Genomic DNA, 25,359 nt, shown 5'->3' on the forward strand with positions numbered 1-25,359 from the left:
TTCGTTCGGCAGTCTGCGGGAGATAGACAAGCAGCCGAGCAGCGGTCCTCTGCCCCCCTCTGTCGGCGCATGTCACGACACCACAAGAGTTTACGCTCTTGCGCAGGGCTCTTCCGCCGGGCGCTTACGCTCGGCTTGAGCAGTGGCTTCATGCTGGCTGGGCTCGTCGGCTGCGGGCCGGCGGCACCGAGCATCAAGATCGATGGCTCGAGCACCGTTTATCCGCTCAGCGAAGCGGTCGCCGAGGAATTCACCCGCAGCGGTGCCCGCGTAAACGTCACGGTCGGGCAATCGGGCACCGGCGGCGGATTCAAGAAGTTCTCGGCGCTCGAGATCGACCTGTGCGACGCCTCGCGACCAATCAAGCCCGACGAAGCCAAGCGGTGTGTCGCCGCGGGGCTCGACTATCTGGAGCTGGTGGTTGCCTATGACGGCATCGCGATCGTTGTCCACCCGGACAACGACTGGTGCGCCGAGCTGTCGGTCGACCAGCTGGCGGCCATCTGGCGGCCCGACGGGCCGGTGCGGCGCTGGAACGAGCTGGACCCGGCGTGGCCCGATCATGAGATCCGCCTCTACGGCCCGGGAACCGACTCGGGCACCTTCGACTACTTTACCGAAGAAATTGTCGGCGAGCCGCGGAGCTGCCGTCCCGACTTTACCGCCAGCGAAGACGACAACGTGCTGGTGACCGGCATCAGCAAAGACCGCCACGCGCTGGGGTACTTTGGTTTCGCTTACTACGAAGAAAACGCCGAGCGGCTGGGACTGGTGGGGGTCAAACCGACAGACGACGCCGCGGCGGTGCTCCCCTCGCTCGAAACGATCCGCAGCAACGCCTACACGCCGCTCTCGCGACCGCTGCTGGTTTACGTCGGTCGGCCCGTGCTGGAGCGATCGGTGGGGCTAGAGTTTGTGCGGTTCTATCTGGCGAACGCCGGCGGGTTGGCCACGGAAGTAGGCTACGTCCCCGTGCCGACCGAGATCGCCGAGAAGAACCTACAGAAGCTCAACCGAGCGCTAACCGCCACGGTCGAGCCCACGCCGAAGGTTGGGGCTTCAAGCCTCTCGGAGGTGCCGCGATCATGAGCGTGCTTCCCACGACAGGCGTGCCCACGACGGGACCGCAGCGTTCCATCACAACGCCGCACAGCGCGGGCAACCGGCTGGGCGAACGGATCATCCGGCGGTTGCTGCGGACGTGCGCGATCGTTTCGGTGCTGACCACGATTGGCATCGTGGCGGTGCTGCTGAGCGAATCGCTAAAGTTCTTTGGCGAAGTCTCGGTGTTTGAGTTTCTTACCGGTGCCCAGTGGACACCGCTCTTCAGCCCGCCGCACTTTGGCGTGTTGCCGCTGGTGTGCGGCACGATGCTGGTGACGGGCGGTGCCATCCTGATCGCTGGCCCCATCGGATTGGGGACCGCGATCTATCTGAGCGAATACGCGCCCCCGGTAGTGCGCGAGATCATCAAGCCGGTGCTCGAAGTGCTGGCCGGCATCCCGAGCGTGGTGTACGGCGTGGTGGCGGTGACGACCGTCTCGCCGATCGTGCAGCGGTTGTTTGGCTCGGAGAGTATCTTCAACGCGCTCAGCGCAAGTATCGTCGTGGGCTTCATGATCCTGCCGATGATTGTTTCGCTCAGTGAAGACGTGCTGCGGAGCGTGCCGCGCGACCTGCGCAGCGCGGCGTACGCCTTGGGCGCGACCAAGCTGGATGTGACGACGCGCGTCGTGGTGCCGGCGGCACTCTCCGGCATTGTGGCGGCGGTGCTGCTGGCGATCTCGCGGGCGATCGGCGAGACGATGGCTGTCACCCTGGCTGCCGGAGCAACGCCCAACCTGACGCTCAACCCGCTCGAGAGCGTGCAAACCATGACCGCTTATATCGTGCAGGTCAGCAAAGGGGATACGCCCACCGGATCGATCGAGTATCGCACGATCTTTGCCGTTGGATTAACCCTGTTCTGCATCACGATGTCGCTCAACATCATCGCCCAGTGGGTGCTCAAACGAATGCGGGAGCAGTACGAATGAGCGACACGCCGCGCAAACGATCGCTGGAGACGGGCCGTCGGTACCCGGGGTCGACGCTGTTCGGCCTGCTGTGCGGCACCGCGACGGTGCTGTGCGTGACGGCGCTGGTGGGGCTGCTGGCGACGGTCGTCGCCGAGGGTGCCCCGTGGCTGAGCACAACGCTGCTGACAAGCTTTTCTTCGCGCAAGCCCGAGCTGGCCGGCATCTTGGGATCGCTGATGGGCAGCCTGTGGCTGATCAGCATCACCACGCTCATCTGCGTGCCGATTGGTGTGGGGGCCGCGATTTACCTCGAAGAGTACGCGGCCAACTCGTGGTGGAAGCGGTTGGTGCAACTTAACATCGCCAACTTGGCCGGTGTGCCCTCGATCGTGTACGGCATCTTGGGGCTGGGCCTGTTTGTGCGGACGCTGGGACTGGGCCGCAGTGTGCTGGCGGGGGCGTTGACGCTGGCCCTGGTGGTGCTGCCAATTGTAATCCTCGCGGCTCAAGAGGCCCTGCGGGCCGTCCCCCCCTCGATCCGTCAGGCGTCGTATGCGTTGGGTGCCACGCGCTGGCAAACGGTGTGGCGGCAGGTGCTGCCGGCGGCCCTGCCGGGCGTGATGACCGGCGTGATCCTGGCGATCGCCCGGGCTCTGGGCGAGGCGGCCCCGCTGGTGGCCGTCGGAGCCGCGACCTATGTGGCTTTCGTGCCCTATTCGGTTCACGACGAGTTTTCCGCCCTGCCGCTGCAGATTTTCGACTGGGCCTCGCGCCCGCAGGAAGAGTTTCACGGCCTGGCGTCGGCGGCCATCCTTGTGCTGCTGGTGGTACTGGTCATGCTGAACGCCGGAGCGGTTTACGTCCGGCTCAAGTACGGACGAAGGATCAAATGGTGACCCACGGAGCGGAACGGTCGATCTCCCTAGCAGACACCCCCCCGCGGCGTGTCGCGACAACCGACCCCAGGCAGACTCGCATGACGGAAACCACCGCGGCCAGCCGCACCGAGACGGCCGGTCCGTTGCGCTCGATCCGCCCGCCGGCGTTCGACTCGGCACGCCCGGCGCGCTCGGCCGACGAGCTGGCCGGTGCCGCCGCCAAGATCGCCGTGAGCGATCTCAACTTTTTCTATGGTGCCAACCAGGCGCTGCACGACATCAAGCTGGCAATCCCCGAACGGTGCGTGACCGCGTTCATCGGCCCCTCGGGCTGCGGCAAGAGCACGTTCTTGCGGTGTCTGAATCGCATGAACGACATGATCGACGATGCCCGTGTCGAGGGCGAGATCCTGCTCGACGGCGAGAGCCTGCGCGGACCACGTGTCGACGTGGTCGAGTTACGCAAACGGGTCGGTATGGTGTTCCAGAAGTCGAATCCCTTCCCGAAATCGATCTTCGAAAACATCGCCTACGGGCCCCGCGTGGCGGGCGAGCGCAACAAGGCACGGCTGTACGAGATCGCTGAGCGCTGCCTGCAACATGCCGCTCTGTGGGATGAGGTCAAAGACCGTCTCGAAGATTCGGCTCTCGCGCTGTCCGGCGGGCAGCAGCAGCGGCTGTGTATTGCGCGCGCGCTGGCGACCGACCCCGAGGTGCTCCTCATGGACGAGCCCGCCAGCGCCCTGGACCCCGCCAGCACGGCCCGCATCGAAGACCTCATCTTCGAGCTTAAGGACAAGTACACGATCGTCATCGTCACGCACAACATGCAGCAAGCGGCCCGCGTCTCGGATCAAACCGCCTTTTTCTTCCAGGGCGTGCTGGTCGAAGCCGGTGCCACCAACGAGATCTTCACCAACCCCGCGAAGAAACAGACAGAGGATTACATCACCGGAAGGTTTGGGTAGGTTCCACTGGGTGCCGATGGTGAGACGTGCTGAGCGATACGACACGCCTGCCCACGATAGCCCTCGTGAGATGCTCCTCCTCCCCCCCCTTCCAGACCACCTCTTCACCGCCTCGCGATCCGTTATGAGCAAGCACTTAGAACGCGACCTAGAATCGCTTGAACAAGACCTGCTGGCCCAATCGGCGGTCGTCGAAGAGATGATCCGCTTGGCTTGCCGAGGTTTGTGCGAGCGTCGCGTGGGCGTCTCGGAAGAGTTGCTGCAGCGCGAGCCGCAGATCAACCACCGCGAGGTGCGCATCGAGGAAGAGTGCCTCAAGATACTCGCCTTGCACCAGCCCGTGGCCGTGGACCTACGCCGCGTGACCACGGTGTTGAAAGTCAATGGAGACCTGGAGCGGATCGCCGACCTGGCGGTCAACATCGGCGAGCGGAACGACGCCCTCGTGGCGTGGCCCTATCTGCAGCTGCCCGACATGCTCGAGAAGATGTCGGACTCGGCCATTGAGATGGTGCGTGATGTGCTCGATGCCTTCGTCGAGTCAGACGTCGCGCGCGCGCATCAGGTGCGGCGGCGTGACGATCAGGTGGACGCTTACAATCGCCACGTCATCAGCGAAGTGTATCGCTGGGTGGAGGCCGATCCGGCTTCGATCGAGCCGGCGCTGCACCTGTTCTCAGCGTCGCGTCACATCGAACGGATCGCCGACCATGCCACCAACATCGCCGAGGACGTGATCTACCTGGTCGAGGGTGAGATCGCCCGCCATCGGCCCGACTCGTATCTCATGCCCCCTCGGCCGACCCCGTCCAGTGCGTCCCGCAATCCGCCGGGCGACGCGGAATTGATCTAAGCCCTGGCCTTGCCCAGCAGATCTCCACCGGCCCCGCTCCTCATGCGCTCCGACCGATGGCCAAGCCGAAGATCCTGATCGTAGAAGACGACCGCTCACTGGCGGAAGTGCTCGACTACAACCTGCGGCAGGACGGTTACGAGACGCATGTCTCGTCCACCGGCCAGGACGGTCTGTTGCAGGCCAAGCTCCGCACCCCCGACTTGGTGGTGCTGGACCTCATGCTGCCCATCATGGATGGTCTAGAGATCTGTCGCCGCCTGCGGGCCGATCCGGCAACGCGCGAGATGCTGGTGCTGATGCTCACGGCCAAGTCCGAAGAGACCGATCAGGTGGCCGGTTTCAGCGTGGGTGCCGACGACTATGTCGCCAAGCCGTTCAGTGTGAAGGTGCTGCAAGAACGCGTGCGCGCGCTGCTCCGCCGCCGCCGCGGTGCCGCTACCAAGGGAGACGTACTGGTTAGCCAAGGCATTATGGTCGATCGCGAGCGACACCGCGTGACGCTCGACCAACGGCTGCTGGACCTCACGCCGAGTGAGTTCGGCCTGCTGGAAACCCTGATCCGGCAACCCGGACGGGTCTTCAGCCGCAGCGAGCTGATCGACGCCGCGCTGGGCGGCGACTCGCTGGTGCTGGAACGCACGATCGACGTCCACGTGCGGGCGTTGCGCAAAAAGCTCGACGCCCATGCCGACCTGATCGAAACCGTCCGCGGAGTGGGGTATCGCTTCCGCGATCCGGTAGGGGCTTCTTAACGCAAAACTGCACAAAACCGCCACGAATCGCTGGTTTTTCGTTGAATCAGTTTCTCTGTGCCGTTAAACCGCAACGCTGCCTCTACGGTTTTCTGCAACCCCTGCGCTAGGACGTTCGGCATGTCTCTCCGCCTGTTTTGTGCCCCCCGTGTGTGCGGAGTGGGCCTCTTTCTGCTGGTAGCCTCGCTCGCGGGCGGTCAGACAACAACCTGGACCGGCGGTGTTAGCACCAGTTGGAACAACGCTGGCAACTGGGACAACGGCGTGCCGAACACCGCGACGGAAATCGCTGTGATTGGCTCTCCTGCGCCCACGCTGGGGAACATCAACGTCAACCTCGGTGGCCTGACGGTTCAATCCAACGGCCAGCTTGATGTCGCGTCGGGCTTGGACTTCGACTTTGCCCCCGGCGCAACGATTAGCAACGCGGGCGCGATTAATGTAGCGCCGAACACCGATTTCCAGCTCGGCGGCACGGTCGCCAACAGCGGCACGATCACCCTGGATGGCTCAGGGGCAGTCACCGACCTTGAACTCTTTGCGGACGCAACCCTTACCGGCGGGGGTTCGGTCGTTCTCACCGGCGCCAATGCCCGGTTCAACGATAACACCGCGGCAGCGACTACGCTGACCAATTCCGCCAGCCACACGATTCGTGGCGTCGGTCAGATCGGCTCCAATGCAATCACCAACCTAGCCAACCAGGGGTTAATCGTCGCCGACACCTCGGGCGGAACCCTCACGATCGACATCGGCAGCCTCGTCACCAACATGGGGACGCTCCGCGCTACCGGCGGCGGCACGCTGGCGCTCAACACAAGCGGCTACGATAATGCTGGCGGCGTGATCGAATCAACTGGTGGCCAGGTCCGTTTCAACTCGGGCGCACAGTTGACTGGCGGCCAAGTCACCGGCGCCGATGTCGCTGTCTCCGGTGGCAGCAACGTGAATTTCACCGACGTTGTTTTCAACGCTCAAGTGGTCGTCGAAGCCAACACCGACTTCGGCGTGGATGGCTCGATCACCAACAATGGAACCATCACGATCCAAGGTGCCGGTGCAACAAGCGACGTTGAAGTGCAGAGCGCGACCACCTTTGGCGGCACGGGCGCGCTCGTACTGAACGGCCCCAACGCCCGCATCAGCGACGTAGTGGCCGCGTCGCTGGAGTTCACCAACGGCTCGGGCCATACCATCCGCGGTGGCGGCCAGATCGGCGTCAACACGATCAGCATCGTTAACAACGGACTGATCACCGCCGACGTCAGCGGTCAAACGATGACGCTCGACCCCGCTACGGCGTTCACAAACAACGCTACGCTACGCGCCGAGAACGGCGGCACGCTTGCCTTTGGCGGCGGCAATTACACCAACGCGGGCGGCGTGATCCAGTCCGACGGCGGCCAGGTCCTGTTCAACAGCGAGTCTCGCGTCACCGGTGGGACCATCACTGGCGCCAACGTCGCCGTCGCGAACGGCATTAACACCGGCTTCACCGATGTTACTTTCGACGCCCAAGTGGCCGTCGGATCGAATGTTGACTTTGAGCTGAATGGCACGATCACCAATAACGGTACGATTACGATCACTGGCGCGAGCAGCACCACCGATGTCGAACTACAGGGCGACACGCTTCTCACGGGCACGGGCGCGCTCGTGCTGGACGGCCCCAACGCTCGCATCAGCGATGTGAATGCCGCCTCGTTGCTGTTCACCAACGACTCGGGCCATACCATCCGCGGCAGCGGTCAGATCGGCGTCAACACGATCAGCGTCACCAATCTGGGCCTCATCACCGCCGACGTGAGCGGCCAGACGATGACGCTTGATCCGGCTTCGGCGTTTATCAACAACGGCACGCTGCGCGCCGAGAACGGTGGCACGCTCGCCTTCAATAGTGGCCCCTACAACAACTCCGGCGGCGTAATCGAATCGGCTGGGGGACAGGTGCGGTTCAACAGCGAAGCAGGGATAACCGGCGGTACCATTACAGGCAGCGATATCCTGATTGCGAGCAACTCGAGCTACACGGACGTCACGTTCGATGGCTCGGTCGCCGTCTCCGCGAACATCGACTTCCGTGTCGATGGGACGATCACCAACAACGGTACGATCACGGTCAATGGCTCCGACGTCACGCTGCTCGACGCCACGACGTTCGTCGGCACGGGCGAGCTGGTGCTGAACGGCGTCAACGCCCGCATCAACGACATCAACGCGGCCTCGCTCGAGTTCACCAACGGCCCCAGCCACACGGTACGCGGCAGCGGCCAAATCAGCGGCAACACAATCAGCGTCGTAAACCAAGGACTCATCACCGGCGACGTGCCGGGCGAAACGCTGTTCATTGACCCGGCTGCTGCTTTTACCAACAGCGGCACGATCCGAGCCGAGAATGGCGGGACGGTTGAAATGGGGGCAGGCCCCTATAATAGTGCCGACGGCGTCATCGAGGCTCTCGGTCCCGGCAGCCGCATCCAGCGCAGCAACACAACCGACTTCTTCATTTCAATCGGTAGTGTCCGTGCTATTGATGGCGGTGTCGTTGAGATCTTCGACATCTTCACAACCGACTCCGACCTCTTCAGTAATGACGACTTGTTGGAGTTCACGGGGATGGCGAACACCGACCTTTTCTACGACAGCACGTTGATCACCCAGGGGGGGGTCAGCTTTAGTCAGCCCGGTGATCTACAATCCTCACAGTTTGCAGAAAACAACGGGATGTTCCGCATCGGGGATGGACTCCACTTTTTCGCCAATCCGATCGCTACGCAAAACATTGGCCCTGTGACGAACACGGGGACGATCGTCGCTGGCGAGGGCAGCCGGTTCGAGATGGGCCGGGTCGTTCTAGGCCCGTGTGAGACAACAGGAGGCAACACATGCAGTGGAGGGTTGCCCGTTGCAGGTTTGAGTCCTTTCGTTTCGACGGGCACTCTCGCCGGGGCCGGCTATATCGGCAATCCGAATCCGGGTTTCACCCAGGGCGCCGACAACAGCGGCCATCTACAAACCGACGGTCTGGTGAGCCCGGGCGACGGAGTGGCTGACCTAGCGACACTTACCTTAGGCGGCCGCGATGTCATCCTCGGCACCACCAACACGATCGACATCGAGATCGACGCCTTCGATAACGATGCGGTCGTGTTCGAGACCGTGTCGGGCTTCACCGTTGACCTCAACGGCGAGTTGAGCGTTTCGCTGCTCAATGGCTTCATGCCCAGCGAGGGCGACATGTTCACCATCCTCACCGCCGCTGAGGGCTTCACGGGCGCGTTCGACACGGAGACGCTTCCCGTGCTCGACGACTGTCTGCTCTGGCGGGTCAACTACAACCCGACGTCGGTCGTGCTCGAAGTCATTCTGCCCGACTTCATCCCGGGCGACTTCAACGACGATGGCAAGGTCGATAACACCGACCTCAACCTCTTGCTGGCCAACTGGGGCAGCTCCATCGTCCCGCCCGAGTGGACCAACGGCTTCACCGGCCCGCTGGTGGATAACGACGAGCTCAACGACCTGCTGGCAAAATGGGGCTTCGGCGTCGCCGCCAGCCACGCCATCCCCGAGCCCGCCACCTGTGTGCTGCTCGTCACGCTGCTCGCTCCCCTCGCAGGGGCGCGCCGGTGCCGGCAGGGCTAGCGATCAGGGTTGTTACGGAAAGCGGCGGCGGATAACGTGTTGGGGTGCTCTCATTAGCACGTTTCGTGCATGAGCCACCTGACCTTGCGCTCCCTTTGTTGGGAGCTTACGCAAGCGTGCTGCGCGGCGATCCGCCTCGCCCTCAGTCGGTGCCCCGACGACTTTCCTGCAACCCGCGAGTGTCCTAATGAGTCGGCTAACCGCCCCGCCCTATGGGTGGGCCTCCGTGCGCAATGGCGGCGCTTTCTTGTTGAGCCTCGTCGCTGGGCTGGCCGTCTTCGCTCCGCGTGCTGCTCAAGCCGCCGACGGCCCTCCGGCAGTCAATCCCTTCAAACAGCTCAAGCAGCGCTACAACGAGACGCAACAAGGTTCTGAGCGGATCGGCGTTCGCACCCGCTACGCCTTTGTTGCCAACGATCCGCTCGTCGGTTCTCAGTGGCATCTGGACAACGGGTTGGGTTGGAGCGATGTCAACATCCAGGGTGCCTGGAGCCGCGGATACACGGGAGCGGGCGTAACGATCGGCATCGTTGACGACGGCCTGCAACATCTGCACCCCGACTTGGCACCCAATTATTCGCCGACCGACAGCTTTGACTTCGGTCCGATTATCAATGATCTCGATCCGAGTCCCTTCTACAACAACTCGGGCGCAGGCGCAGGCGATGGCGACAACCACGGCACCGCCGTGGCGGGTGTCGCGGCGGCGCGTGGCGGTAACGGCACGGGGGGGTCAGGAGCCGCACCGCTGGCCAAGGTCGCTGGTCTGCGTGCCGACTTCACCAACTTCTTTAATCCCAACCAATTCGCCGACGCAACGCGGTATCGTTCTTCGGGTGCCGTCACAACGATCGACGTCAAGAACCACAGCTACGGTATCAGCGATCCCTATGTGCCAACCAATGCCGAGCTAGCCGCTCTGAACGACTCATCGGCTGCCGGAACAATCCACGTGTTTGCCGCGGGCAACGAACGCCAGGGGCATAATTTTTCCGCCGATGGCGACGCTAACAAAAAAGCGGAACAGAATTCGATCAACTCGATCGCAGTGGGCGCGCTCGCCTTCAATGGCACGTTCGCCTCTTACAGCAATTGGGGCGCCAACCTGTTCGTCACGGCACCCACCAGTGGTGCCGGGCTGGGCATCACCACTACCGATCGCACGGGCAGTGGCCTCGCGGGGGGCTATAACGACACGGCCGGCAGCGGCATCGACTTTGATCCGCTGGCAGACCTCGACTACACGTCGGTGTTCGGCGGGACCTCGTCAGCGGCACCGCTAGTGAGCGGCGTGCTGGCCTTGGCCAAAGAGGCCAATCCCGCGCTCGATACGCGCATGGCCAAGCACCTGCTGGTGCTCACCAGCGACAGCACGATCGACAGCAGCGATGCGACGCTCGAGAGCGACGGCGGCTGGCAGACCAACGCGGCGGGCAACCGCTTCAACCAAAACTACGGCTTCGGTCTGATCGACGCCGAGGCGTTGACCGCGGCGGCCACGCTCTACGCCGGCGTTACGGCTCCCGTGTTTGAGTCCGTTGTCGGAGGCGTCAACGCCGCGCTGCCCGACGCGATCGTCAACGACCTGACGCCCGGCGTGGTGACCCGAACGTTCAACCTGTTCCAACCGGGCGCGCTCGAAGAGATGGTCATCGGCCTGAACATCAGTCACACCTATACGGGCGATCTCCAGGCCACGCTCACCTCGCCTGCGGGCACCTCGAGTCGGCTGATGCTCCGCAACATCGCGGATCCGGTGGACAACCTGAGCTGGGCCTTCACCAGCAACGCGTTTTGGGGCGAAAACCCGGTCGGTGCCTGGACCCTCTCGGTCGAGGACTGGTTCACGGGAGACATCGGCATTTGGCAAAGCTTCTCGGCAACGGCGATCACGGGTTCGCTGATCCTGGTGCCCGAGCCGGCGACGCTGGCGATCGTGCTCGCGGCGCTCGTTGTTGGCAGCAGGCAGAGGTCAGCCGGCAGATAGCTTAGACTCCGCCCCCCGTTGGGAGAGGTTTTAGCGTGGGGAGTGCGTCGGGTACCCAGGTTCGTCCCCTCGCCTCACCCCTCTCCCGCACGCGGAGGAGGGGGGTGCTTACGGCTTGCGGCCGTCTGGCCTGTGCCCGCTCTTTTATGCTGCCGGCAGGCTGACGATAAACTTGGTTCCCTGCTGAGGAACGGACTGCACCGCCACGGAACCGCCGAACGACTGGGCCAGGTGCTTGACGATCGACAAGCCCAAGCCGGTGCCCCCCAGGTCGCGCGAGCGTGCGGCATCGACCCGATAGAACCGTTCGAAAACGCGGGCGGCTTTATCCGCCGGGATGCCGATGCCGGTGTCAGCAACGCTGATCTCGACCATCTGCTCGACAACACGCCAATCGATCCGCACCTCGCCACCTGTCGGGGTGTACTTCACGGCGTTATCGACCAGGTTGTTGAGGATCACCCGCAAACCGTCCGGGTCGGCTTGAACCTGTGCCAGCGGGCTCTGGTCGTCCACCAACAACCGCACCTGCTTGGCCTCAGCCCGCGGGGCGTGGTGCTTGCGGCACGCCTCAACCGCCGCGGTAACGCCAACCGTCTGGATCGCAAACGGCTGCTGCGCCGATTCGATCCGCGCCAGGTCAAGCATGTCGCGGATCAGCTCGTCGAGCCGATTGGCCTGCTCCTCGATCTCACGGAGAAAGCGGGTGCGGGTCGCGGCCTCTTCAGCGGCACCGCCAAGCAGCGTTTCCGTGTAGGCCTTGATCGAACTGAGCGGCGTTTTGAGCTCATGCGACACGTTGGCCACAAAGTCGCGCCGCAGCGATTCGAGCCGATTCAGCTCGGTCGTGTCGTGCAGCACCACAACGGCACCGGTCGAGGGGTCGCCCACGAGCGGCGTCACATGGACCGCGAGCTGGTGCTCTTCCCAATCGATCTCGAGTCGTTGCGGACGTCGGCTGACAATCGCGGCGGTCGCCGCTTGGTGCAAGGGATGATTGCGCACCACCTCTAGCAGCGGACGCCCCTCGACCTGCGGCGGCAAGAAGCCGAAGAGCTTGCCCGCGGCGGGGTTCGCAAACAGCACGCGTTTGCGATCATCGATCGCTACGACCCCTTCGATCATGCCGCCCAGCACGGTCGCCTGGAGCTGATCGCTCTCGCGCAGCTCCGTGAGCCGTCGGCCGAGCTCGCGGCTTAAGCGGTTGTACGAATCGGCCAGCGCCCCCAACTCATCGCGGTTGGGAACAAACGCGCGCTGATCGTAGTCGCCCGCTGCCATCGACTGCGCAACACGGTTGAGCGTTTGCACGGGACGCACCAAGTGCGACACCAGTGTAAATCCCGCCGCTAAGACCAAGACACTCGTCGCGAGGGCGTACCAAGCGTACAGCCGCCAGAGCCGATTTCGCCACTCGGCAAGCGACGCTGCGGAACGCGCCACACGGACGACCGCGGCGGGCTGGCCCGCGGCATTCCGCCAAACCCGGTCGTAGGTGAACCGATCACTGGTATCGGTCGCGGGACGCCATGACTGGCCCGCCTGCAGAGCGATCTTGACCGAGGGATCGTTCTCTTGGGGTGCCTCTGCTGAACTGACAATCGGCCGACCCGCGGGCGAGTAAACGGTTACCTCGGCTCCTGCTGCCACAGCGAGATCTTGCAGGTCGCTTTCGGTCAGCATCGTTGGATCAAATCGGTCGCTACGCCCCACCAGCACGGACGCAACCGTCCGTAGCTCGGCCTCGGTCCGGCGATAGTGGTCTTGGCTTTCGCCTTGCCAGGTGATTGCCAAGAGCGCAGCAGCGGACAACAGGCTGAGCGAGGTGAAGCCGACGAAGAGCTTCAGAAACAGGCGGCTACGAAACATAGCCCTATGATCCGCACGCGGCTCGGTTTGTCGAGCCACCGACCGAGGCCTGCCCGCTTAATACGAGGCACAACGGCGTGCGGATAAACACGCTCGTTAGGGGAGCGCAGACGTCGGACCCGGAGCAGCGAAGGAGGCCGGATCGATCGCCGCGGGTTGCTGCAGCGTCTCCGCGGGCGAGGGTGATGGTTCGGTGGAAGACGGCGTCGATCGGCGTGGAACGGCAACGCCGGTCGCGGCCCCCATTCTCACCTGAGGGTACTCGCCGAGCGATACCCGCTCTGGTCGGGGCGAGGCGTAGTTGAGCGGTCGGGGCCGGCCCCGCCGCCGCTCGAGGGCAGCGGCGTCGCGATACGCTTGCTTCGGAAGCCCCCCCTCGGCAAGCATCACCCCGTTAAAATCGAGCAGCGTTCCCTTGGCAAAGTGGACGTTCTTCAGCGCGATGGCGTGCTCAACATCGGCGCGACTCCGTCGCGAAGCGGCCTCGGCAAGTTTGCGCTGGGCGTCGAGCAGCAGATCGAGCGGGGCCTTGTCCGACGCATAGGCAGCCCGTACGGCAGCGGCCTGCTCTTGAGCCGCTACCCAGCGATTGTAAGCCGTCTGCGATACTTGGTACGCTCGGTCCAACTCGGTAATGGCTTCGGCAACCTCGTGAACAATCCCTTCCTGCTGGTCTCCCAGCAGAGCGCGCTCACGCGCCAGACGTAGTTCGGCGTTGCGAATAGCCGAGTGGGCTCGCCGAAAGCCGATGGGCACATCGAGTTCGACGCCGAGCTGCCATTCTTGGAAATCACCCGAGGTGAGATCCTCGTACGAGTTGTCGAACCGTGGGTTGTTACCCGAGCTATCGAGCAAGTCGTCGCCGAAGCCACGGAACCGATAGCGTCCCACCGCGTCGAGGCGGGGCATCAGGTGATTCTTGCTGGCGATCAGCTCAAGCTCGCGCCGCCGGACCCGCCAGCGCGAACCGCGTAGCTCCGCCCGTCGCTGCGTCGCTTCGGTCACGATCAGATCCCAATCGAACACCACTTGGGCGACGATCGGTTCGCGTGCCGGACGGAGCAGCTCGCCATCGCTGGCTGGCAGCCCGACCAAGCGGCGCAAGCGGCGCTCGGCTAGATACACGCCGGGAGTGCCGCGGAATGCTCCGCCAGCGGCCCCGCTGCCCGTCTGTGTGCCGTCGATCGGTTTGCCGCTCAGCGCGTTCTCGACCTCTTCCTGGAAGCGGTAATACTGCTCGCGTGCCTGGGCTTCTTTATCCGCTTCGCCGCCGGTGCGCTCGGCGTCGTAGAGCGCTTTGACGCGGCGCCAGGTTTCGAGCGAAGCGTCGCGTGCCGCGACTCGGGCTTCGAGATCACGATACGCGTACCAGAGGTCCCAGTAGGCGTTCTCGACATCGTTCACATATCGCCGGACCGCGATCTCGAAATCCACCAACGCGATGTCGGCGTTCACGCGGCTCACCAAGACCCCCTCAAAAACCCCCGGCGTGCGCGTCGGTCCCGCGATCCGATTGAAGGTAAGTCCGGCACCCTGCAAAAGAGGCTGGCGTACTTCCCCCTCAATCTTGGTGGTCCAAGCGCTGTCAAACAGGTTTCCCGGCGCGTTGTTGGAATCGAACTCGACGATCTGCCGCAAGGCAAGCTCCGAGCCGGTGACCGAACGCTTGGCGAGTTGCGTCTGCCAGACGCTCGAGTCCTGTTGCAGGAGCCGCGTGCCGCCGCCGAAGAACTCGTTGTTCAAGGCGCGGTCGTTCTTCTCGTTGAAAACACTCGTGGTAAACTGAGCGTCGAACGCCGCGAGGGCCGCTTCGACGCCGGTCTCTACGATCCCTGGATCGTGGACCGTCGTGGCGGCGTTGGGAGCCCGGAGCACTACGCCTCCCGCGTCGCGGAGCACCGACGAGTGATCCAGTCCAAGACGAATCGCTTCGTCGAGCGTCAGGTCGCGGTACCGGGCGGGCGATTCGTCGGAGAGCAGCCGCGGCGGATCCGAGTACGCCGCGGTCACCGCTGCAGTTTCGCAACTTTGAGCCGGATAGTCGATCGAAGCCGCTTGCACCGCATAGACATCGGCCGACTTACAAGCGCTGGCGCGGAACGCCGCGGGTTTGTTCCCGCGACACCCTCCGCCACCTGCCGCAATCAGCGCGCTGGTCAGCGCAGCCGCCCTGGCAGCAGTCAGCAGACTTCGACGGCAGTCCAACGCGAGCGACAAACCAAAAACCTCCCACGGAGCAAACGAACGGCCAGCCGTCCCGATCGAGAGGCGGACTCTGCCCCCCCCGCCCCGGTGACGAGGCACAGATCGCCTGTACTGCCTTCGGCTGCTCTCCCAGGAAGATTCAGAAGAACCGCGCGAACCCCTACAGACTGCCGGGCTTGGCCGTTGGCTAGCAGACCTTCGCTCCGGTAAGGCGCGGGAATTGGCGGCTCAGCGCTATAATCAGGGCCATGGGGCTACTGCGGACCAACCCGACCTCTTCATCGCCAACGCCGTCCTCAGAGCCGGTGCCAGCACACGACTTGGCAGTCTGGGAAGAGTTTGCGGCGCTCATTGATGAAGTGCGTCGGCGAGCCAACGAACATCCCCTGGCCGATCTAGCCGGTTTTTACCGCGAGGTGCTTGCAGGCTGCCTCGATGCGCTCGGCGCGGTCTCCGCGGCGACGTGGATGCGGACCGAACACAACGTCTCGATGCTCGTGCAGGTCGGCGGTGGCACGCCCTCGGCCGCCGAAGCCGCCCATCGTCAACGGCTCATAGCGAGCGCCCTCGAGGCAATCCCCCCCCGCTGCCAAGACTCCCCGGCCGAGAGCGGTTGGGGCTCGGTGCCGGTAGTGGAAGCGCTTGACGAAGCCCGACAGCACGCGGTGGTGGTCGCGATCCGCGTGCCTAGTGCCCCCGTTGATCCCTCCTACCCGATCACGCTGATCGAAGTGCTGCTCACTGCGGGACACCAGCCCGCGCTTTACGAAGCCGCTGGCCGCCTGATGGCGGAGGTGGCAGAAGCGGCCGCGTGGTTCGAGGCACGGCGGCACACCAGCGGCCTCGAACAACAGGTCCATCAACTTACCGAGCTCGCGACGCTGCCAATCGATCTGGCGGGCGACCCACGGCTGGAACCTACCGCGATGCGGATTGCCAGCGAAGTTCGGCGGCGACTCAACGCCGATCGGGTGGCCGTGCTGATCGCCAGCGGATCCACGCCACGAGTGCTCGCCCTGAGCGGCTCGGATCGGATCGATCATCGGGGAGCGACCGCCGTCGCCTGGAACCGACTTGCCCAATCCACATCCGACACACCGCTCGATTGGCCGAATGACGAGTCAACTATCACGCCCGAACTGGCGGACGAGTTCGAACGGTGCCGCGATGCGACACACGCCCAGCGTGTGCGGATCGCCCCGCTGGGTGTCGGCACGGCGACATCGGAAGGCGGCACCGATCGGCCGATCGGATGGCTGATTGTTGAAGACTTTGCCGACGCTTTGCCGAACGCTACCGAGCACCGCCTCGCAACGATCGCGGCGGTGGTCGCCCCGATGCTCCAAACGGCACAGTCAGTATCGACCGGTCCCGTTCGCCGTTTGCTCGAACGGATGCGCGGGAGTGCTGTGGGGCTGTTGATTGCTACCGGGTTGGTGATCGCCGGGGGGCTGGCACTGGCGCTGGTGCCCGTTGAACACACAATTACGCTCGAGGGAGAGCTAAGCCCGATCATGAAGCGAGGGGTTTTCTCGCCCTGCGACGCAACGGTTGTCGCGACGCATGTTGCCTCCGGAGAGCGTGTCGCGCGGGGCGACCTGCTGATCGAGCTGAGCGATCCTCAATCCCTCGTGCAGCTCCAGGAGTTGGAGGGGCGTGTCGAAACTCTGGCGCGGCAGCGTGCCGCCGCCGAGACCCTGCGTGTCTCGGGCGATCGGCGCCGGGCCGATTCGGTCGAACGGCTCCGCTTGGCAGCGGACGAACAACGCCTCGCTTCTCAGCTCGAAGCCGCTCAAGCCCAACGGGATTTAGTTTTATCGGAACGTGAACGGCTGCGTGTGATCAGCCCGCTCGAGGGGATCGTCACGACCTGGCGCCCCGCAGAAGCGCTCGCCGGTCGGCCCGTGCCACGCGGGCATCAATTGCTAACGATTGCCGATGACCAGGGCGCTTGGCAGATCGAACTGCAAGCGCCGGACGACCGCGCGGGCTTGGTGCGTGACGCGCTTGCTCGACAGCCCGCATCGCGGCCGCTGCGCGTAGCCTTTGAATCGGCCGGTGCCGAAGGCGAGGCATCTTGGGGAGTGCTGACGACACTGGCACCCGCCGCCGCTGTGGAAGTCGATCGATTTGGTGTCGAGCGGCGGTTCGTCGCCATGATTGTGACGCCCAATGATCCGCTCCAACCACTCTCCACCGGGAAAGCGATTCCCGGACTTTCTGTGCGGGCGCAGGTCTACTGCGGTCAGCGTTCGCTGGCCTATGTCGCACTCCACGATGCTTGGCAATTGATAACTACCTGGTTTTGGCTATGAAACCCTCTGCACTTCTGACGATCATGCTCGCGTTGACCGGGCTGATAGCCCCCTTAGCGGCTTGGGCTGCAAGCCCTGTGACTATCGAGAACGCGGGCCTGTGTCTGGTTGATGAGGCCGAAGCCACCTCTTTAGCCGCTGGAGCCGTGGTTAGCATGCACGCCAAGGAGGGCGACCTCGTGCGACGGGGCCAGGTGCTTGCCACGCTTGATGAAACCGAACAGAACATCGCTGTTGCCACGGCGCTCGTCGAGGCCCGCATCGCCCGGCACGCTGCCGAGCAAGACGTTAGCGTGCGGTTTGCTAACAAGTCGGCCGATGCCGCACGCGCCGAGTTGCGGCGTTCTGAAGAGTCGGTTGCACGATTCGCCAAGAGCGTCTCGCGTTCGCAACTGGATGTCGAGCGGCTCGCGATAGAGCGTGCCGAACTCGAAGCCGAGAAGGCAGAGCACGATCGTCAGAGCGCAGCGCTCGAAGCGGAGCGTGCCGAGCAGCGTCTCGCGGCTGCCGAGCAGTTGCTTGTGCAAAGGCGGATCGTTGCCCCGCTGGACGGCATGGTGATTGAAGCACCAATCCGCCGGGGCGAGTGGGTCGAGCCCGGCCAATCGGTATTCCGGATCGTCGCCACGCATCGCCTCAAAGCCGAGGGCTATCTGAACGTTGAGTCGGCTAATCAAATCGCCGTGGACTGGCTGGTCTGCGTCTCAAGCAGCACCGACGAGGCAGCTCGTGAAGCCCGTGGCAGGATCATTTTGGTTAGCCCTGTGGTTGATCCCGTTACCGCACAAGTGCGTGTTGTGGCCGAGATCAACAACGAGGAAGAAGCCTTTCGACCGGGCGAGCGCGTGCTTTTGACGGTGCTTGACGAGGAGGAGAACAGCCCCGCCGAGACCAACCAGAGGACGGCCACCAAGGAATCATCGCCTTGAGCACCGCTTCGCTTGCCGTCGAGCACCGACCGCTGCCGTTTCGCTGTCGCGCCGGCCTGAACTGGCGTGCGAGTGGCGCGGGACGGATCGTTTCCGACACGGTAACGGGACGCCACCACGAGCTGTCTGCTGACGAGGCAGCGCTGCTCGAATGGCTCACGGATCGTCCCTCGTTGAGGATCTTGGCGCAACGCTACAACCAGCGCTTCGCGCCACGCAGAATCGAAACGGCACAACTACAGCTGCTGCTGGCGAGACTGCACGAGGCCGGACTGATCGAGAGCACGGCACGCGGCCCGACGGATAGCCTGTGGCGTCGGCGCCAAGAGCAACGTTCCAGGGAACGTCGCTGGGCGTGGACCCGTTTGCTCGCGTTTCGTGTGCCAATGGGTCGGCCCGCTTGGTGCCTCGAACCGCTCAGACCCGTCGCGGACTGCTTGTTCTCTCGCCTCGGTTTGCTGATTGCGATCGGCTGCTGGATTGCAGGGGCGATGGCGATTACCGGTGCGCCGGCGCGGTTCGTTCAAGAATTGCCGCGGCTGGCATGGCTGGGACAGCCTGATATGGCCGTCACGTTGCTCATCGCACTAGCGCTAATCAAGACCTTACACGAAGTGGCGCACGGGCTTGCCGCCACTCGCTTTGACGTTCGTGTCAGGGAAGCGGGCGTGCTATTCCTGTTCTTCACCCCGTGCCTCTACTGCGACGTGAGCGACGCCTGGCGGCTAGCTGATCGGCGCGCACGGATGATGATCGGGGCGGCTGGCGTGCTTGCCGAGATCACGCTCGCGGCACTCGCGGCGATCGTGTGGCGCTTCGCTGAACCGGGACTACTAAGCGTGCTGGCGATGAACACGATGGTGCTCGCGAGTCTCGGCACGCTGCTGGTGAACCTCAATCCCCTGGTGCGCTTTGACGGATACTACCTGTTGAGCGACGCCACCGAGACCGCGAACCTTGCCGAACGAGGACGCCGTGCCGCCACCCGCCTGCTGACTCGGCCTTTTTATCGCGCTGACACCAACGAACCGCCAGAATCCCGTGCCCTTGCCTGCTACGGGCTTGCTTCGCAAGCGTATCTTGCGGTGATGCTGGGCGGATTCCTGTGGCTCGTGATCAGTGTGAGCCGTACTTGGCACCTTGAAGCGCTCGGCTGGATGCTCGTCGGAGTCATCGGGGCGAGTGTCTTAGCGGGACCGCTGCGCCGGCTGACAACGCTGCTCGCAGCGCCGCGTAAACCAGGGCGTTTTCGCACAGGCCGACTTTTTTTCGGAGCAACCTTGGCAGCGCTGCTGATTGGCGTGTTCGTTGCCGTTCCTTGCCCCCGACGTATCGATGCCAAGGCGATTGTCGCGCTGGTCGAGCCCGCGACGATCTGTGTGACCCACGCCGGCCGGCTCATCGAGACGACACCGTTAGGCAGCCATCTCGTACGGGGCGATGTGATCGCTCGTCTGGAGAACCCCGCGACCGCACAGCTGGTCGCCAGCGCCCGGGCCGAACTGAAAGCTCGGCAAGAAGAGGTTCGGCTGCTGGAATCCCTGCGCGAATCCGACCCGCTTGCCGCGGCTCAGCTACCGACGGCAAAAGCGGCGATTGCCTCGGCGCGCGGGCTGTTGGACGAAGCGCTTGCCGATTCCGAGCGGCTCACACTCCGTGCGCCCCGTGCGGGGATCGTCATGGCAAGCCCGCTCAACGAGCCGTCAGCTTCGCTGACGAGCGAAGCCCGCCCCGACTTGGATCCCTCGCTGCTTAGCCCTGAACACCGGGGGCGCTGGTTGGAATTGGGCACTCCGTTGTGCGTGGTCGCGGATCCGAACGAGGTCGAGATCGAACTCTTTATCGACGAGCGTGTCGCAACGGACCTGGCTCCCGGCCAAAGAGTGCGTGTGGCTCTCGATCAGCGCGAGGGGCGATTCGCAATCGCCTGCATCACCCAAATCGCATCGCACTACGACAGCCTCCTTTTCCGCGGCGAGAAAGACCGTGCCGGCTCTGGGCCGCAACGCCAACCGTGGGAGCAATCGAGCACGCGCGTCGCGCGGGCAACGCTGACCGCGGACCAAGCGGATCAAGCCTCGATGCACTGGGGCGGCCTCGGCCGAGCCCGCATCGAAGCGGGAACCGAACCGCTGGCGTCGCAACTGCTTGGCTGGTTGCGGCGTAATTTCTCGGTGCGCTAAGAGCGACTCCGATAAGCGCCGGCGCGAGCGCTACGGAATGAGCGCAACAAGCCCAACAGTGGTAAGCGTTTGCCAGCCAAGACCCCGCGCGCTCATCGGCCATCGGTGCCGCCGGTTCGGCGCACAATCGCCCGGACGGTAGTGTCCCAGCGTGTAGACGCATTCGCAGGGTGGCTGGGCCCCCATCAAGTAGGGGAGTGCCGCGGCCGTTCCAAAAAAGTGAGCCGCCGAAACCACCGGCTGCAAGCACGCAGCGTGCCCGTAGCCGTACCGCTCGGCGTTGATCTCCTCGAAGTAGAGAGGTCGAGTCCGCACGGCGGCGGGGGTCCAAGTCAACGCCATCACCGGGCTCACCCGCAGGCCTTCCCCAAAAGCGGGTGCCAAATCGGCATCCCGCGCCGCGGAGCGATCCTCTGGAAACTCACCGGTAGAAGCACGGATATCGACACCCAACGTCGCGATCGGTGCGGGGCTCAGCGCGATGGTCTCTTCAGAAACACCGGGCGAGATCGATTCTTGCGCTGTACTAATCGACGGCCCTACCAGGCCCAGCAACGCCAACGCAAGCGAGCGGCAAAACATTTGATTCACCACGCTAAGAATCTCCGGCCGGGCGACACTGGCGTTGTTCCGCCCCGATAACCCGGGCGATCCGCCTAACAGGCCGTCGGCTGTGCCCCGGGGTTGGCTTCAGTGAAAGCTTCTCCAACTGTCAATTTCGTGGCGTTTCAGCCGCTTCGACGCAAATCTTTTGACAGGCTCCGACTGTCGTGAGAATACTAGGGACTGACAGAGCAAGCGTCGCTGTCGGCTTGCTCGATCGCCGAATCCCCTCCCTCGCACGTACCGCGTCGCCTCGCTTCCTTGAGACAGACGCCTCTCCAACGCGGCGTGCGAGGGGGGCCTCGGCTGATCGGTCTGGGCCAATAAGTCTGGGCCGATCGGGCAACCGGCTGCTTAGCCGACTGTCGCCTCCCGCCTATTCTTTCCTTCCGAAACACCAGTCCGATATGCTCCGCGGCATCAAGAGCAATCGGTGGGCTCGCTCAAGCGCTTCGCGTGAGTCAATCCGTCCTGCGGTGCCGCTCGTACGAGAGCTTGAATCTCGACGCGTGCTTAACGCGGCTGTCGCCGGGTTTATCGCTCCCGACACGATGATCGAGGGGCAGTTCGAGTCGATCATTGCCGACGCCGAGGGCGTGGGGCGGCTTGCGTTCGATTGGTCCGTCGCCCTCGATGGCCAGGTGGTGCAACAGTCCAACAACCGCGAACTGCCCTTTCAGCCAACCGACAACGGCAATTACGTAATAACGGTTCAGGTTACTGATCGCTCGGGAGCGGCACCGGCCGTAGCAACGACCAGCATCACGGTGCTCAACGCCACACCGCTGCTGACTAATCTCTCCGCAACGCCGACTGACGAAGGTGGCGAGAGTGTGCTGACCGGGCGTGTCGTCGACCCCGGTGCGGCCGACACGTTTGCACTCACTGTCGATTGGGGCGACGGCGTCACCGAGACCCTCCCGATCGATGCTGATGCGCGTGACTTTTCTTTCCGCCACCGTTATCGGGATAATGTCCCGGGAGACCCCACCGGTCCGATCACGATCAATCTGTCGGTGGAAGATGACGATGGCGGGGTCTCGTTCGCAAGCACCTCGGCGGTCGTCACCAATGCGAGCCCAACACTTGCCGATCTCAATCTGACAAGCGTCAACGAAGGCGACCAAGCGGTCCTCAGCGGGCGTATCGACGATCCCGGACAGGACGACACTTTCTCACTCCTCGTTGACTGGGGAGACGGAGTTACTGAGACGGTCAATCTGCCTGCCGGCGAGCGCGACTTCTCGCTTGCCCACCGCTACTTGGACGACGATCCGAGTCTGACAACGGCCGATCGCTACTTGGTCTCCGTGACCGTGCGTGACAACGACGGAGGAGCCTCGCAAGAGACGATCAAGACGACCGTTTTCAACGTCGCTCCGCAACTCGCTGACCTTGCGGCGACCGACTCGGACGAGGGCGGGGCCACAACGCTGACCGGGCAGATCATCGATCAGGGCGTTCGCGACACGTTCACGCTGCTCGTTAATTGGGGAGACGGCACGATCGAATCGGTCAGCCTCGCCGCGGACCAGCGCAGCTTTACGCTCGACCATGTTTATCGGGACGACGATCCCAACGGCACGGCAAGCGATCGCTCCACGATCACCGTCACCCTCACCGACGACGATCGCGGGAGCGTTACCCAGACTGTCAGACCAACCGTCTTTAACGTCGCCCCGCTGATCCGCGACCTCGTAGCAACCAACACCAGCGAGGGCGGGGCCACAACGCTGACCGGGCGAATCGTCGATCCGGGCGTACGCGACACGTTCACGCTCTTGGTCAACTGGGGAGATGGCTCGGTCGAAACTGTCAGCCTCGCCGCGGACCAGCGCAGCTTTACGCTCGACCATGTTTATGTGGACGATGATCCCACGGGCACGTCCAGCGATCGCCCCACGATCACCGTGACCCTCACCGACGACGATCGCGGGAGCTTTACCCAGTCCGTCAGGCCAACCGTCTTTAACGTCCCTCCGCTCATCGCTCCCCTCAGCGATCGCGTTATCAACGAGGGAGACCAAGTTGTCCTGGGCGAGCAAGGGGGCGTGCTGTTCTCTGACCCGGGGCTGCGCGACACCCACCTGGCAACGATCGACTGGGGCGATGGTTCGGCTCCCGAGACCTTAGCCGTCAGCTTCATCGCAGGCATGGGACAGATTGACGGTTCCCACACCTACGCCGACAACGGCCTCTATACCGCAACGATCATCCTAACCGACGACGATACAGGGAGCACACAGGCCTCGTTCCGGGTGCAGGTCAATAACGTTGATCCTGTGCTGATCGGCGTCGCGGACCTCATGATCGAAGAAGGGGCCGCGGTGGACCTCGCCACACTCGGCGTGCGTGTTTCCGATCCCGGCTTTGATAACCCGCTCAACACCGACGACCCTACCAACGGCGGCGAGACTTCCGAGACCTTCCGCGATGGCGTGATCGACTGGGGCGATGGTTCCCCCACCACAGCGGTACGCTTCCTCGTGACCACGACGGGCTCAGCGGGGGTACCGACCATCGCTACGCCGGAGCACGACCCCCACTACTACGCCGACAATGGTGATTACACGGTGTCGGTGCGTTTCTCCGACGACGACGGGAGCACGATCGAACAACGCTTCAGCATCGCGGTTACGAACGTGGCCCCAACGCTCACGCTCCGCGATCCCGGCGTGGTGATCGACGAAGGGACGCTGCTCCAGCTACCCGACCTCGGAAGGTTCTTCGATCCGGGCTTCGACAACCCGCTACGGCCAGGTGGTGCCTCGACCGAGGACTTCACGATCACGATCGACTGGGGAGATGGCCTATCGGACACGTTCCGCCCGGCGGATCCTGCCTACAGGTTTATGCCGACGGGGGTCGTTCAAGGCGGCCCCGCAGTGGCGACCACCGGTGTCTTCTCCGCCGAACACTTCTACGCCGACAACGATACCGACGGCATCCGCGACAATCGCTACACGATTACCGTCACCCTGTCGGATGACGATGGGGGGATCGACACGCAGTCTTTCCTGATCACCGTGAATAACGTGGCACCGACCCTCGATCCGATCACGGCAACCGACCTCGGTGGCGACGGCATCACGACGCTGAACCTGAGTTTCGCCGATCCGGGTGCCGACACGTTCGAAGTGTTAGTTGATTGGGGTGACCGATTGAACCTACCCGCTGCCGATCGGTTTGTGGTCGAACGTCTGTACGCAGGCCCAACCCCGCAGTCGTTTACGATCAACCACCGTTACTTTGGCCCGCCCAACCCACAGAATCCTGCGGCAGATATCGTTATCTCGGTCCTGATCCGCGACGACGATTTTGGCTCCGCCGCGCTCGCTGTCGGTCAGAGCAATCTTGAAGTAGTCGCCATCTCGAACTCGGGGGTCGAGGACAACAAGGTCGCGATCGATACCACGCCGCAGGCACCCGAGATCAAGTTCCCCGAAGCGATCGAAAACGTTGCGGCAGTCGAGCGTTCGACGGCACCTCCCAGCGATCGCTCGGCCACCGCCGACGGTGCCGCGAGCGCTGACGCGGGCATCGGTGCCGAGCGCTACCTCGAGCTTCGCCTTGTTGGCCCCGATGGGGTTGAAGGCGCAGGTTACCGACTTCCCGACGATTCGCTAAGCGACCTGCCGACGCTTTTCTCGCGACTACCTGACGATCGTTATCGGATCTACGTGGTCGAAGCCCAAACCGAGACCCGGCGTTTGGTGATCGACGTCAATGTCCGGGGCGGCCGGGTCGTTGATCTTTCGGACGACTCCGACGGCGGGCGCGACCGCCCGCCCACCACGCGCCTCCGCGGCGAAGCCGCAGATGACGCCCCGGCGGATCCCCCGGCCGAACCAACGCCTGCGGTCGAAGAGGCCGCCGCGGGCCCCGCTGCGGCTTGGGTGCCCGAACTCGGTATGAGCAACGCGTCCGCTAGCGGGCCCGCCTCTCGAGCCGAGCAGGGCCCGAAGGCCGATCAAGATTCGCCCACGGCCGATACGAGGAGCGAAACGGGGACCGCAGCGGCCGCGACCCTGCTGCTCGCACGCCTTGCGAAAGCCCAGCGAATCGAGCGGGCCACGGCAGGGGTCGATCTGGCGCGGTGGCACCGATTGATCCGTCGCCGTCCACACTGATCTCAGTGACTGGCACACGTG

At 63.8% G+C, this 25,359-nt stretch carries 15 protein-coding genes; 12 read left to right on the forward strand and 3 right to left on the reverse strand.

The genetic code is table 11. From position 1 onward, the window contains the following. Window positions 1-150: 150 nt before the first annotated feature. From Pla111_RS11210 to Pla111_RS11245, 8 genes are all read left to right on the forward strand, one after another. A complete protein-coding gene (locus Pla111_RS11210) occupies window positions 151-1,089 on the forward strand; it encodes a PstS family phosphate ABC transporter substrate-binding protein (RefSeq protein ID WP_197524966.1) in 939 nt (312 codons plus the stop codon). Then, window positions 1,086-2,036, forward strand: a complete 951-nt coding sequence (gene pstC / locus Pla111_RS11215) for a phosphate ABC transporter permease subunit PstC (RefSeq protein ID WP_146574385.1) — start codon at window positions 1,086-1,088, stop codon at window positions 2,034-2,036. Before Pla111_RS11210 ends, pstC begins: the two co-directional genes overlap by 4 nt. Then, a complete protein-coding gene (gene pstA / locus Pla111_RS11220; protein WP_146574386.1) occupies window positions 2,033-2,914 on the forward strand; it encodes a phosphate ABC transporter permease PstA in 882 nt (293 codons plus the stop codon). The genes pstC and pstA overlap by 4 nt, the downstream gene beginning before the upstream one ends. Before the next feature lie 80 nt (window positions 2,915-2,994). Continuing rightward, the gene (pstB, locus tag Pla111_RS11225; RefSeq protein ID WP_146574388.1) at window positions 2,995-3,864 is read left to right on the forward strand and encodes a phosphate ABC transporter ATP-binding protein PstB; all 870 of its coding nucleotides are present in this window, start codon (window positions 2,995-2,997) and stop codon (window positions 3,862-3,864) included. A 124-nt stretch (window positions 3,865-3,988) separates the two neighbouring features. After that, window positions 3,989-4,717 carry a phosphate signaling complex protein PhoU gene (gene phoU, locus Pla111_RS11230; protein ID WP_146574390.1) on the forward strand — a complete coding sequence of 243 codons (729 nt, stop codon included), beginning with the start codon at window positions 3,989-3,991 and terminating at the stop codon, window positions 4,715-4,717. A gap of 56 nt (window positions 4,718-4,773) precedes the next feature. Beyond that, the gene (locus Pla111_RS11235) at window positions 4,774-5,472 is read left to right on the forward strand and encodes a response regulator (protein WP_146574392.1); all 699 of its coding nucleotides are present in this window, start codon (window positions 4,774-4,776) and stop codon (window positions 5,470-5,472) included. A 120-nt stretch (window positions 5,473-5,592) separates the two neighbouring features. Beyond that, the gene (locus Pla111_RS11240; RefSeq protein ID WP_146574394.1) at window positions 5,593-9,117 is read left to right on the forward strand and encodes a beta strand repeat-containing protein; all 3,525 of its coding nucleotides are present in this window, start codon (window positions 5,593-5,595) and stop codon (window positions 9,115-9,117) included. A 187-nt stretch (window positions 9,118-9,304) separates the two neighbouring features. After that, window positions 9,305-11,104 (forward strand): S8 family serine peptidase, encoded by a 1,800-nt coding sequence (locus Pla111_RS11245; protein WP_146574396.1) that lies wholly within the window; start codon window positions 9,305-9,307, stop codon window positions 11,102-11,104. A gap of 144 nt (window positions 11,105-11,248) precedes the next feature. Here the strand turns inward: Pla111_RS11245 and Pla111_RS11250 are convergent, their stop codons facing one another. Together Pla111_RS11250 and Pla111_RS11255 are read right to left on the reverse strand one after the other, a co-directional pair. After that, window positions 11,249-12,973, reverse strand: a complete 1,725-nt coding sequence (locus tag Pla111_RS11250; RefSeq protein WP_146574398.1) for a HAMP domain-containing sensor histidine kinase — start codon at window positions 12,971-12,973, stop codon at window positions 11,249-11,251. A gap of 96 nt (window positions 12,974-13,069) precedes the next feature. Continuing rightward, on the reverse strand, window positions 13,070-15,178 hold the full coding sequence (locus tag Pla111_RS11255; protein WP_231930961.1) for a TolC family protein: 2,109 nt from the start codon (window positions 15,176-15,178) through the stop codon (window positions 13,070-13,072). A gap of 305 nt (window positions 15,179-15,483) precedes the next feature. On the opposite strand from Pla111_RS11255, the gene Pla111_RS11260 reads away from it, so the two are divergent. The 3 genes from Pla111_RS11260 to Pla111_RS11270 are packed head-to-tail and all read left to right on the forward strand — an operon-like array spanning window position 15,484 to window position 20,605. Continuing rightward, entirely contained in the window at window positions 15,484-17,493 is a 2,010-nt protein-coding gene (locus Pla111_RS11260; RefSeq protein WP_197524968.1) for a biotin/lipoyl-binding protein, read from the forward strand. Continuing rightward, window positions 17,490-18,422: an efflux RND transporter periplasmic adaptor subunit gene (locus Pla111_RS11265; RefSeq protein WP_146574404.1), complete on the forward strand. Its 933-nt coding sequence runs from the start codon at window positions 17,490-17,492 to the stop codon at window positions 18,420-18,422. Before Pla111_RS11260 ends, Pla111_RS11265 begins: the two co-directional genes overlap by 4 nt. Continuing rightward, complete coding sequence (locus tag Pla111_RS11270; protein WP_146574405.1) at window positions 18,419-20,605, forward strand: site-2 protease family protein; 2,187 nt, start codon at window positions 18,419-18,421, stop codon at window positions 20,603-20,605. Before Pla111_RS11265 ends, Pla111_RS11270 begins: the two co-directional genes overlap by 4 nt. A gap of 30 nt (window positions 20,606-20,635) precedes the next feature. On the opposite strand, the gene Pla111_RS11275 is transcribed toward Pla111_RS11270, so the two are convergent. Beyond that, complete coding sequence (locus tag Pla111_RS11275) at window positions 20,636-21,187, reverse strand: hypothetical protein (protein WP_231930965.1); 552 nt, start codon at window positions 21,185-21,187, stop codon at window positions 20,636-20,638. Between the two features lie 428 nt (window positions 21,188-21,615). Between Pla111_RS11275 and Pla111_RS11280 the strand changes: the two genes are divergently transcribed. Next, on the forward strand, window positions 21,616-25,338 hold the full coding sequence (locus Pla111_RS11280) for a PKD domain-containing protein (RefSeq protein WP_146574407.1): 3,723 nt from the start codon (window positions 21,616-21,618) through the stop codon (window positions 25,336-25,338). Window positions 25,339-25,359: the final 21 nt, after the last annotated feature.

The organism is Botrimarina hoheduenensis (assembly GCF_007859815.1).
GTDB lineage: Bacteria > Planctomycetota > Planctomycetia > Pirellulales > Lacipirellulaceae > Botrimarina > Botrimarina hoheduenensis.